At 68.2% G+C, this 12,094-nt stretch carries 9 protein-coding genes; 6 read left to right on the top strand and 3 right to left on the bottom strand.

The genetic code is table 11. The features are described from left to right. Window positions 1-51: 51 nt before the first annotated feature. Entirely contained in the window at window positions 52-1,695 is a 1,644-nt protein-coding gene (locus CFB45_RS10995) for a 3-(methylthio)propionyl-CoA ligase (protein ID WP_069248205.1), read from the bottom strand. Window positions 1,696-1,841: 146 nt separating this feature from the next. Between CFB45_RS10995 and CFB45_RS11000 the strand changes: the two genes are divergently transcribed. The 5 genes from CFB45_RS11000 to CFB45_RS11020 all read left to right on the top strand — a co-directional run bounded on the left by CFB45_RS11000 (window position 1,842) and on the right by CFB45_RS11020 (window position 5,653). After that, window positions 1,842-3,410 carry a protein adenylyltransferase SelO gene (locus CFB45_RS11000; RefSeq protein ID WP_089425614.1) on the top strand — a complete coding sequence of 523 codons (1,569 nt, stop codon included), beginning with the start codon at window positions 1,842-1,844 and terminating at the stop codon, window positions 3,408-3,410. Between the two features lie 44 nt (window positions 3,411-3,454). Further along, window positions 3,455-3,886, top strand: a complete 432-nt coding sequence (gene msrB / locus CFB45_RS11005) for a peptide-methionine (R)-S-oxide reductase MsrB (protein ID WP_046545914.1) — start codon at window positions 3,455-3,457, stop codon at window positions 3,884-3,886. 125 nt (window positions 3,887-4,011) lie between these two features. Beyond that, complete coding sequence (locus CFB45_RS11010) at window positions 4,012-4,542, top strand: septation protein A (RefSeq protein WP_089425615.1); 531 nt, start codon at window positions 4,012-4,014, stop codon at window positions 4,540-4,542. A 1-nt stretch (window position 4,543) separates the two neighbouring features. Continuing rightward, window positions 4,544-4,852 carry a BolA family protein gene (locus CFB45_RS11015; protein WP_021163397.1) on the top strand — a complete coding sequence of 103 codons (309 nt, stop codon included), beginning with the start codon at window positions 4,544-4,546 and terminating at the stop codon, window positions 4,850-4,852. Window positions 4,853-4,870: 18 nt separating this feature from the next. Then, complete coding sequence (locus CFB45_RS11020; protein WP_089425616.1) at window positions 4,871-5,653, top strand: peptidylprolyl isomerase; 783 nt, start codon at window positions 4,871-4,873, stop codon at window positions 5,651-5,653. 181 nt (window positions 5,654-5,834) lie between these two features. Here CFB45_RS11020 and CFB45_RS11025 read toward each other — a convergent pair whose 3' ends face one another. Next, the gene (locus CFB45_RS11025; RefSeq protein ID WP_089425939.1) at window positions 5,835-6,380 is read right to left on the bottom strand and encodes a GNAT family N-acetyltransferase; all 546 of its coding nucleotides are present in this window, start codon (window positions 6,378-6,380) and stop codon (window positions 5,835-5,837) included. A gap of 5 nt (window positions 6,381-6,385) precedes the next feature. Further along, the gene (purL, locus tag CFB45_RS11030; RefSeq protein ID WP_089425617.1) at window positions 6,386-10,450 is read right to left on the bottom strand and encodes a phosphoribosylformylglycinamidine synthase; all 4,065 of its coding nucleotides are present in this window, start codon (window positions 10,448-10,450) and stop codon (window positions 6,386-6,388) included. Window positions 10,451-10,781: 331 nt separating this feature from the next. Between purL and CFB45_RS11035 the strand changes: the two genes are divergently transcribed. Continuing rightward, window positions 10,782-12,083 carry an FAD-dependent oxidoreductase gene (locus tag CFB45_RS11035; RefSeq protein WP_089425618.1) on the top strand — a complete coding sequence of 434 codons (1,302 nt, stop codon included), beginning with the start codon at window positions 10,782-10,784 and terminating at the stop codon, window positions 12,081-12,083. The last annotated feature ends 11 nt before the right edge of the window (window positions 12,084-12,094 follow it).

Raw genomic sequence — 12,094 nt, forward strand, 5'->3', positions numbered from 1 at the left:
GGGGACGGATCGGGCGACCGCGTCACGAGCCGCTGCCGGCCCGAACCCGTGTTACGGCTCGCAGACCGCCGTCGGCAACACGTAGTCGCGGAACGTCTCGCGCAGCTTCAGCTTCTGCAGCTTGCCGGTCGCGGTGTGCGGCAGCGATTCGACGAACACGACGTCGTCGGGAATCCACCATTTCGCGACCTTGCCTTCGTAGAACGCGAGCAGCGCGTCGCGGCTCAGGTTCGCCCCTTCGCGCGGCACCACGACGAGCAGCGGGCGCTCGGTCCATTTCGGGTGCGCACAGGCGATGCAGGCGGCCTCGGCCACGCCCGGGTGCGCGATCGCGACGTTCTCGATGTCGATCGAGCTGATCCACTCGCCGCCCGACTTGATCACGTCCTTGCTGCGATCGGTGATCTGCAGGAAGCCGTCGGGGTCGATCGTCGCGACGTCGCCGGTCGGGAACCAGCCGTCCGACAGCGGCGACGACTCGCCGCGAAAGTAGTGATCGATCACCCACGGGCCGCGCACCTGCAGTTCGCCGAACGCGACGCCGTCCCACGGCAGTTCGTGGCCGTCCTCGCCGACGATCCGCATGTCGACGCCGCAGATCACGCGCCCCTGCTTCTCGAGCAGCTTGCGCTGCGCGTCGAGCGGCCGCTGCGACTGCGCCCAGTTGAGCTTCGCGAGCGTGCCGAGCGGCGACAGTTCGGTCATCCCCCATGCGTGGATCACGCGCACGCCGTATTCGTCCTCGAAGGTGCGCAGCATCGCGGGCGGGCACGCGGAGCCGCCGATCACCGTGCGGTTCAGCGTCGAGAAGCGCACGCCGGCCTCGCGCATGTAGTTGAGCAGGCCGAGCCACACGGTCGGCACGCCCGCGGAAAACGTCACGCGCTCGGCCTCCATCAGCTGGTACAGCGATTTCCCGTCGAGATCCTTGCCGGGCAGCACCAGCTTGCCGCCCGTGAGCGGCACCGCGTAAGGCAGCCCCCATGCGTTGACGTGGAACATCGGCACGACGGGGAGCACGGCGTCCATCGCCGACAGGTTCATCGCGTCGGGCAGCGCGGCGCCGTACGCGTGCAGCACGGTCGAGCGGTGCGAATACAGCACGCCCTTCGGGTTGCCGGTCGTGCCCGACGTGTAGCACAGCCCCGACGCCTGCTGCTCGTCGAGGCGCGGCCAGTCGTAGCGGCCGTCCTCCGCTTCGACGAGCGTTTCGTAGCAGAGGAACGGCGTCGTGCCGGACGGCAGGTGCGCGGCGTCCGTCATCGCGACCCAGCCCTTCACGTGCGGGCATTGCGGTGCGATGGCCTCGACGAGCGGCGCGAAATTGATGTCGAAGAAGACGTAGCGGTCTTCCGCGTGATTGACGATGTACGCGATCTGCTCGGGGAACAGGCGCGGGTTGATCGTGTGGCACACGGCACCCATCCCGCCGATCCCGTAATACGCTTCCAGATGCCGGTAGCCGTTCCATGCCAGCGTACCGACGCGATCGCCGGTTTCGACGCCGAGCCGCGCGAGCGCCTGCGCCAGCTGCTTCGCGCGGCGTTCGCAGTCGCGGTACGTGTAGCGATGCAGATCGCCTTCCACGCGCTTCGACACGATCTCCGTGTCGCCGGCGTGCCGCGCGGCGTGAGAAATCAGCGAGGACACCAGCAACGGCATGTCCATCATCTGGCCCAGCAACGGCTTACCCATCGTCTCGTTCTCCGTGAGGATGCGAATCGGTGCCTCTGCGGCGCGCCCGTCAGCGGCCCCGGACGGGCGTGGCGCAAGGTACGCGGGCCACCATGCGGGCGGCGCGGCGCCGCCTTACAATATCGGCTTACCCAGAGGCGCTCAACATGTCGTTTTCCCGAAGCGCAGCCGATCCGGCTGACACCCTCCCCGACCTCGCCGCCACGCTCGGCGAGCCCGCCACTGGCGCGTTCGTCACGCTCGGCGACGCGTTTCATACGCGGCTGCCGGCCGCGCCGCTTGCCGCGCCGTATGTCGTCGGCTTTTCCGACGAAGTCGCGCAACTGCTCGACCTGCCGCCGTCGATCGCCGCGCAGCCCGGCTTCGCCGAGCTGTTCGCCGGCAACCCGACGCGCGACTGGCCCGCGCACGCGATGCCGTATGCAGCGGTGTATTCCGGCCACCAGTTCGGTGTGTGGGCCGGCCAGCTCGGCGACGGCCGCGCGCTGACGATCGGCGAGCGCACCGGCACGGACGGCCGTCGCTACGAGCTGCAGCTGAAAGGCAGCGGCCGCACGCCGTACTCGCGAATGGGTGACGGCCGCGCGGTGCTGCGCTCGTCGATCCGCGAATTCCTGTGCTCGGAAGCGATGCATCACCTCGGCATCCCGACCACGCGCGCACTGACGGTGATCGGTTCCGACCAGCCGGTGGTGCGCGAGGAGATCGAGACGTCGGCCGTCGTCACGCGCGTGTCGGAGAGCTTCGTGCGCTTCGGCCACTTCGAGCACTTCTTCTCGAACGATCGCCCCGACCTGCTGCGCCAGCTCGCCGATCACGTGATCGACCGCTTCTATCCGGATTGTCGCCGCGCCGACGATCCGTACCTCGCGCTGCTCGAAGCCGCGACGCTGCGCACGGCCGACCTCGTCGCGCAGTGGCAGGCCGTCGGCTTCTGCCACGGCGTGATGAACACCGACAACATGTCGATCCTCGGCGTGACGATCGACTACGGCCCGTTCGGCTTCGTCGACGCGTTCGACGCGAACCACATCTGCAACCACTCGGATACGAGCGGCCGCTATGCATACCGGATGCAGCCGCGCATCGCGCACTGGAACTGCTATTGCCTCGCGCAGGCGCTGCTGCCGCTGATCGGCCTGCAACACGGCATCGCCGACGACGATGCGCGCGCCGAACGTGCGGTGGAAGACGCGCAGGCCGTGCTCGCGACGTTCCCGGAACGTTTCGGCCCCGCGCTCGAACGTGCGATGCGCGCGAAGCTCGGCCTTGAGCTCGAACGCGAGAACGATGCCGAGCTCGCCAACAAGCTGCTCGAGACGATGCATGCGAGCCACGCGGATTTCACGCTGACGTTCCGCCGGCTCGCGCAGCTCTCGAAGCACGACGCGAGCCGCGACGCGCCCGTGCGCGACCTGTTCATCGACCGCGACGCGTTCGATGCGTGGGCGAACCTCTACCGCGCGCGGCTGTCCGAGGAAACACGCGACGACGCGGCACGTGCCGCCGCGATGAACCGCGTGAACCCGAAATACGTGTTGCGCAACCATCTGGCCGAAGTCGCGATCCGGCGCGCGAAGGAGAAGGATTTTTCGGAAGTCGAGCGGCTCGCGCAGATCCTGCGCCGCCCGTTCGACGAACAACCGGAGCATGAAGCGTACGCGGCGTTGCCGCCCGACTGGGCCGGGTCGCTCGAAGTGAGCTGCTCGTCCTGAGCCCCGACCCGCGCGTATCGACCGACCGATCAGGAGAACCCCACATGTCCCACGATTCCGACGACAAGACCTTCCCGTACGAGAAGGACGACGCCGAGCTGCGCCGCCGGCTCACGCCGATGCAGTACGAAGTCACGCAGCATGCGGCCACCGAGCGCGCCTTCACCGGCGAATACACCGACACCGAAGACGACGGCATCTACAAATGCGTCGTCTGCAGCACGCCGCTGTTCGAGTCTGGCGCCAAGTTCCACTCGGGCTGCGGCTGGCCCAGCTACTTCAAGCCGCTCAACGGCGAGGTGATCGACGAAAAAGTCGACTACTCGCACGGGATGGTGCGCGTCGAGGTGCGCTGCAACCACTGCGGCGCGCATCTCGGCCACGTCTTCGAGGACGGCCCGCGCGACAAGACCGGTTTGCGGTACTGCATCAATTCGGCTGCGTTAAACTTCGAGTCCCGACCCGAAAACGAATGAGCGGCGCCGGGCGGATCCGCGGGGCGCCCCTCGCGCCGCCGCCCCGATCCGCTCCGGCGGTGCCTGGCGGGTCCCTACAACGGTGAAAGGCCGCGCAAGCGGCCTTTCACGCAGCTGCGAGCGCCATGAAATTCCTGTTCGATCTGTTTCCGATCATCCTGTTTTTTGCCGCCTTCAAGGTCTGGGGCATCTTTTCCGCCACCGCCGTCGCGATCGTCGCGACGCTGGCCCAGGTCGCCTGGGTTGCCTTCCGGCACCGGAAGGTCGACACGATGCTGTGGGTCAGCCTCGGCGTGATCGTCGTTTTCGGTGGCGCCACCCTCGTCCTGCATGACGAGAAATTCATTCAATGGAAACCGACTGTGCTGTACTGGCTGTTTGCGATCGGGCTGCTCGCCGCGCGCTATGCGTTCGGCAACAACCTGATCGAGAAGATGATGGGCAAGCAGCTCACGCTGCCGCACCCCGTGTGGGACAAGCTGAACGTCGCCTGGGCGCTGTTCTTCGCGGTGCTCGGTGTCGCGAACCTGTACGTGGTGCACAACTTCACCGAATCGCAATGGGTGAACTTCAAGCTGTTCGGCACGACGGGCGCGATGGTCGTATTCATCATCCTGCAGAGCCTGTGGCTCACGAAATACCTGAAGGACGAGTGACATGACGGACGCCTTTCTCCACGCGTCGCCCGACGAACGCATCGCGCTGATCGAAGCGCGCCTCACCGCGGCGCTCGCCCCGCTGTCGCTCACCGTGCGCGACGACAGCGCGCAGCACGCGGGCCACGCCGGCGCGTCCGCCGGCGGCCATTTCACGGTCACGATCGTGTCGGCCGCCTTCGCGGGCAAGCCGCGCGTCGCGCGACACCGGCTGGTGTATGATGCGCTCGCTGATGCGATGCAGCGCGGCATTCACGCGCTCGCGATCGTGGCTTACACGCCCGAAGAATTCAACGAATCTTCAATCTAGTCTCATTAGGAATTCCCGATGATCCTGAAATCCCCCCGCCTGTGGGTCGCGGCGGCTGCTTTTGCAGCGGCACCGGCATTTGCCCAGAACATCGCCGTCGTCAACGGCACGCCGATTCCGAAGTCGCGCGCCGACGCGATGGTGGCTCAGCTCGTCCAGCAAGGCCAGACCGACAGTCCGCAACTGCAGCAGGCCGTGCGCCAGGAACTCGTGAACCGCGAAATCCTGATGCAGGAAGCGATCCGCGAAGGCATCCCGAACCGTCCGGACGTGAAGGCGCAGGTCGCCGTCGCGCAGCAGACCGTCGTGCTGCGTTCGATGATCGAGAGCTTCCTGAAGAAGAACCAGCCGACCGACGCCGAAGTGAAGGCGCGCTACGACGACCTCGTCAAGGGCGCCGGCGGCAATCGCGAATACCACCTGCACCACATCCTCGTCAGCGACGAGCAGCAGGCGAAGGACCTGATCGCGAAGATCAAGGCCGGCGCGAAATTCGAGGATCTCGCGAAGCAATACTCGAAGGATCCGGGTTCGGGCAAGAACGGCGGCGATCTCGACTGGTCCGACCCGAAGGCGTACGTACCGGAATTCGCGGCGGCCGCGCAGAAGCTGCAGAAAGGCCAGATGACCGACACGCCGGTGAAGACGCAGTTCGGCTGGCACATCATCCGCGTCGACGACATCCGCGACATCGCCCCGCCGCCGCTCGAGCAGGTGAAGCAGCAGATCGCTCAGCAGCTCGTGCAGCAGAAGCTGCAGGCGTTCGAGGAAGGCCTGCGCCAGCAGGCAACGGTCAAGTAACGCCGGCACGCGCCACACGCGCATCGAAAAACCGCTCTTCAGAGCGGTTTTTTTATTGCCCGCGCACACTGCCTGCGGACGAGTCACGATGCGCTTCGCTTGCAGCCCGGCAAAAGAAAAAGGCCGCTCCGAAGAGCGGCCTTTCCCGTGCCGGATTCGCGCGCACCGCAAGCGCGGCAGGCTAGGCGGGATAGAACACGTCGTGATAGCGAACGTCACCCGACGGCCGCGGCGCCGAGTCGTCGAACGACAGCGCGAGGAAATACCCGGGCGGCACGCCCGGGAACACGATGTCGCCGGATGGCGCAAAGCCGAACCGCGTGTAGTACGCGGGTTCGCCGAGCAGCACGCAACCGCGCGCGCCAAGCCGGCGCAACGCGTCGAGCCCTGTGCGCACCAGCCCCGCACCGATGCTCTGCCGCTGGCAGTCGGGCAGCACCGCGAGCGGCGCCAGCCCGTACCAGCCCTGGCTGCCGGACGGTTCGCCGCCGATCGACACCGGCGAGAACGCGACGTGCCCGATCACGCGGCCGTCGCGCTCCGCGACGAGCGAGACGCTCAACGCACCGTCCGCACGCAGCGTATCGACGATCCGCCGTTCGAACTGCCCGCCTTCCGGCTCGCCCGCGAACGCGGCGACGATCACGCGGCCGATCGCGTCGGCCTCGCTGGCACGCTGATCGCGCAGCGTGACGACCTCGACCGGCGCGTGCGGGTCGAACATCATCCCGATCAGCCGATCCAGCGGCGCGCGTTGCGGAACACGCGCATCCACGGGCTCGCTTCACCCCAGCTTTCCGGGTGCCAGCTCATTGCGACCGTGCGATGCACGCGCTCCATGTGCGGCATCAGCACCGAGAAGCGGCCGTCGGCCGTCGTGACCGACGTGATGCCGGCCGGCGAGCCGTTCGGGTTGAACGGATAGCGCTCGGTCGCTTCGCCGCGGTGATCGACGAAACGCATCGCGACCGCGACGCGATCGATGTCCCCCTGCTGCGAGAAGTCCGCATAGCCTTCGCCGTGCGCGACCGCGACCGGAATCCGCGAACCTTCCATCCCCGCGAAGAAGATCGACGGCGACTTCTCCACTTCGACGAACGAGAAGCGCGCCTCGAACTGCTCGGACTTGTTGCGCGTGAACTTCGGCCACGCATCCGCGCCTGGGATCATCGACGCGAGGCTCGACAGCATCTGGCAACCGTTGCAGATGCCGAGCGCGAACGTGTCGGGACGCGCGAAGAAGGCCGAGAACATGTCGGCGAGGTTCGCGTTGAAGCGGATCGTCTTCGCCCAGCCTTCGCCCGCGCCCAGAACGTCGCCGTACGAGAAGCCGCCGCATGCGACCGCACCCGCGAAATCGGCGAGCGTGGCACGGCCGGCGAGCAGGTCGCTCATGTGCACGTCGTGTGCATCGAAGCCCGCGCGGTCGAACGCGTAGGCCGTTTCCAGATGCGAGTTCACGCCCTGCTCGCGCAGGATCGCGACGCGCGGCCGTGCGCCCGTCGCGATGAACGGCGCGGCGATGTCGTCGGCCGGATCGAAGCTCAGCACCGGCGAGATGCCCGGATCGGCCGCGTCGAGCAGTGCGTCGTATTCGGCATCCGCGCATGCGGGGTTGTCACGCAGGCGCGCGATGCGCCAGCTCACTTCGCTCCATGCGCGATGGAGTTCGGTGCGCGGTGCGTCGAAGATCTTCTTCGCGTCGCGGTATACCTCGATCACGTCGCGATCGTTGACCGAGCCGATCACGTGCGAGCACGCCGACAGGCCGAACTCGCGCAGCGCGCCGAGCACCGCGTCGCGATCGGTCGCACGCACCTGCACGACGGCGCCGAGTTCCTCGGAAAACAGCGCGCGCAGCGTGCGATCCTCGCGGCGGCCGCTCGTCTGCTTCGCCCAGTCCTTCGCGTCGCCGTAGTCGGATTCGTGATTCGGGTCGAGCGTCAGCATGTCGACGTTCAGCGACACGCCCGCGTGGCCCGCGAACGCCATTTCGCACACCGTCGCCCACAGGCCGCCGTCCGAGCGGTCGTGGTAGGCCAGCAGCTTGTCTTGCGCATTGAGCGACTGGATCGCGTTGAAGAAGCGCTTCAGGTCTTCCGCGTCGTCGACGTCCGGCGTCGTGTCGCCGACCTGCTGCGTGACCTGCGCGAAGATGCTGCCGCCCATCCGGTTCTTGCCGCGGCCGAGATCGATCGCGATCAGCACGCTGTCGCCCGCGTCGGCGATACGACGCAGTTGCGGCGTCAGGTGACGGCGCACGTCCTCGACCGGTGCGAACGCGGAGATGATCAGCGACACCGGCGACACCACTTCCTTCGCGACGCCCTGCTCGTCCCACTTCGTCTTCATCGACAGCGAATCCTTGCCGACCGGGATGCCGATCCCGAGCGCCGGACACAGCTCCATGCCGATCGCCTTGACCGTGTCGAACAGCGCGGCGTCCTCGCCGGCCGTGCCGCATGCCGCCATCCAGTTTGCCGACAGCTTCAGCTTGTCGAGCGACGCGATCGGCGCGCTCGCGATGTTCGTGATCGCCTCGCCGACCGCCATGCGGCCCGATGCCGGCGCATTGATCACGGCAAGCGGCGTGCGCTCGGCCATCGTCATCGCCTCGCCCTTGAAGCCCGCGTAGTCGAGCGCGGTGACCGCGCAGTCGGCCACCGGCACCTGCCACGGGCCGACCATCTGGTCGCGCACCGACGTGCCGCCGACCGAGCGGTCGCCGATCGTGATCAGGAACGACTTGCTGCCGACCGTCGGGTGCTTCAGCACGTCGACCGCGACCGCCGACAAGGCGATGCCCGTCACGTCGACCGGCGCACGCTCGGTCGCCACGCGGGTGACGTCGCGATGCATGCGCGGCGGCTTGCCGAGCAGCACTTCCATCGGCATGTCGACCGGGTATTCGTCGACGCCCGTCGCTTCGTCGTCGACGAGCTTCAACTGGCGTTCGTCGGTCGCGACACCGACCACCGCGAACGGGCAGCGCTCGCGGGCACAGATCGCCTCGAAGCGCGGCAGGTCGGCCGGCGCGATCGCCAGCACGTAGCGCTCCTGTGCTTCGTTCGACCAGATTTCGCGCGGCGACAGGCCCGATTCCTCGAGCGCGACCTTGCGCAGCTCGAAGCGCGCGCCCTTGCCCGCACCGTCGACGATCTCGGGGAACGCATTCGACAGGCCGCCCGCGCCGACGTCGTGGATGCTCAGGATCGGGTTTTCCGCGCCGAGCTGCCAGCAGCCGTTGATCACTTCCTGTGCGCGACGCTCGATTTCCGGGTTGCCGCGCTGCACCGAGTCGAAGTCGAGTTCGGCCGTGTTCGCGCCGGTCGCCATCGAGCTCGCGGCGCCGCCGCCCATCCCGATCCGCATGCCCGGGCCGCCGATCTGGATCAGCAGCGAGCCGGCCGGCACGTCGTGCTTGTGCGTATGTTGGTCGGCGATGTTGCCGAGACCGCCCGCGATCATGATCGGCTTGTGATAGCCGTGCACCTTCCCGCCGACGTTCTGCTCGTACACGCGGAAATAGCCGCCGAGGTTCGGACGGCCGAATTCGTTGTTGAACGCGGCGCCGCCGAGCGGGCCGTCGATCATGATCTGCAGCGGCGACGCGATGCGGTCCGGGCGGCCGTAGGGGCCGTGCTGCTCGTTCGGGTTGCGCTCGCCGACCGGCTGGGCCGCGTCACGTGCGTTTTCCCACGACTGGCGTGCGTCGGGCAGATCAAGGTTCGACACGGTGAAGCCCGTGAGGCCGGCCTTCGGGCGCGCACCGCGGCCCGTCGCGCCTTCGTCGCGGATCTCGCCGCCCGCGCCGGTCGCCGCACCCGGGAACGGCGAGATCGCCGTCGGGTGGTTGTGCGTCTCGACCTTCATCAGCGTGTGCGTGAGCTCGGTGTGGCGGCCATAGCGTTCACCCGGCTCGCCGGCCGCGCCTGCGTTGCGCGGGAACCAGCGCTCGGCTTCGGCGCCGACCATGATCGATGAGTTGTCCGAATACGCGACGATCGTGCCCTGCGGGTTCAGCTTCTCGGTGTTGCGGATCATCGCGAACAGCGACATGTCCTGCGCCTCGCCGTCGATCGTCCACTGCGCATTGAAGATCTTGTGGCGGCAGTGCTCGCTGTTCGCCTGCGCGAACATCATCAGTTCCACGTCGGTCGGGTTGCGTTCGAGCTTGCGGAACGCATCGACCAGGTAGTCGATCTCGTCGTCGGCGAGCGCGAGGCCCAGCTCGACGTTCGCGCGTTCGAGCGCGCCGCGGCCGACGCCCAGCACGTCGACGCGCGCGAGCGGCTTGGCCGGCAGTTCGTCGAACAGGTGCTTCGCGTCGTCGCGTGCCGCGACCACGCTTTCGGTCATCCGGTCATGCAGCGCGGCCGCCACGGCTGCGCGCGCGTCGTCCGACAGCGCCTTCTTGCCGCCGAGCAGGCCCGACTTCAGCGTGACCGTGAATTCGACGCCGCGCTCGATGCGACGCACCTGCGTGAGGCCGCAGTGCTGCGCGATGTCGGTCGCCTTGCTCGCCCACGGCGAGACCGTGCCGAAACGCGGCAGCACGACGAAGGTCTCGGCCGTGCCCTTCTCGGCCGCCGGCTCGAACGGCGCGCCGTAGTGCATCAGCGCGTCGATGCGCGCGCTGTCGTCGGCCGACAGCGGCTCGGCCGCATTGACGAAGTGCAGGAACTGCCCGCGCACCGCGACGATGTTGGCGTCGATTTGCTTGAGCGTGTCGAGCAGACGGGTTTGACGGAAATCGGAGAGGGCCGAAGCGCCGGGAAAACACGAGAAGTGAGCCATGGGCTGGACTGACGTCGATGAGTCGCGCAAGGTGGCGACGTGGGGCGAAAGGAAGGCCGTAATTATACCCGGAAGTCGGTCGCCCCAGACCGGCCAATCGGTAGCGTGCATGCACCGCAACGGTGCCACGGTGCGCGCCGTGTACAGCCCGCCCGCCGGGCCGCCCCGCGCGGGCGCGGCAGCCGGCGGCCGTGGCACGGCTGCACGGTCCGTGCTCGCCCGGCGCCGGTTCCCGCGATTTTGGCGCTATCATTCCGGGTTCACCGGGCCGGGGCCCTCAGCGAATTCTCACCGGGCGGCGCCTGCGCGCCGCCCGTCATCGAAGCAATCCATGGATGTCATCGTCATCGGCGGCGGAATCAGCGGCGTCGCCACCGCCTACCAGCTGCGCGCGGCCGGCCATCGCGTGTGCGTGGTCGAACGTCACGCCACCGTCGCGCAGGGTGCGACCTACGGCGACGGCGGCGCGCTGCTGCCGAGCCCGCTCGACGTCTGGTTCGGCCCGACCTTCATGCGCCAGCGCCAGCCGCGCGACAGCGGCATCGTCTACAAGCCGGGCTTCAACGGCGGCGTGCGCCGCTTCGTCAAGCAGCTCGGCACGCTGCGCGAACCCGACGCGTTCGCCCTACAGTACGCACGGCTGCGCCCGCTGATCGATGCGTCGCGCGACACGCTCGCCGACATCGAGACGCGCCTCGAACTCGAATTCGAACAGAAGCCCGGCATCCTGCACGTGGTGCGCGATCCGCGCGACTGGGACGCGATGCAGCCGGCGCTCGACCTGCTGCGCACGCTCGACCAGCCGTACCGCCTGCTCTCCGCCGACGAATGCGCGACGCTCGAACCGTCGGTGCCGGCCGAACCCGGCTTCGCCGGCGGCGTGCTGCTCGAGACCGAACGCACCGGCAATTGCCCGCTGTTCGCGAAACTGGTCAAGCAGACGCTCGACGAGCATGGCGTGCAGTTCCGCTTCGGCGCGGAAGTCGCCGCGATCCGCGTCGACACCGGCCGTGCCGCGGTCGAGCTCGTCCCGCCCGGCGACCGGCGTGCGTCGAACGCACGCGAGGTCGACGTGATTTCCGCCGATGCGATCGTGGTCGCCGCCGGCGCCGGCAGCCTGCCGCTGCTCGACCGGCTCGGCTGGCGCCTGCCGCTGCATCCGGTGCGCGTCCATACGCTCACCGCGCCGGTCGCGTACGAAGAACATGCGCCGCACCTGAACGTCATCGATTCGATCAAGCGGATCTCGATCACGCGCACCCACCAGCGGCTGCGCGTCGGCGGCGGCGCGGTGCTGCAGAGCCTGCCCGAGACCGCGAAGCCGCTCGCCGAGCCGCTGTCCGAGGCCGCGCTCGCGCTGCTCGGCCAGGCCGTCCACGACTGGGTGCCCGGCGCCGCGCGCATCTCGGCCGCGTTGTCGTGGCAAGGCACGCAGTTGCTGTCGCCGGACGGCCTGCCGGTCGTCGGTCCGACCCCGCATCCGCGCGTGTTCGTCAATTTCGGGCATGGCCCGGCCGGCTGGGGGCTCGCCTGCGGGTCTGCTAAAGTGGTGACCGACTATCTGGGCGGCGACGTGCAGCACTGGCCCGCCGACACGCTCGCCGCGCTGCGCGCCGGGCGCTTCACGACCTGACCGCCGCGGGC

Origin of the sequence: Burkholderia sp. HI2500 (genome assembly GCF_002223055.1) — a bacterium.
GTDB lineage: Bacteria > Pseudomonadota > Gammaproteobacteria > Burkholderiales > Burkholderiaceae > Burkholderia.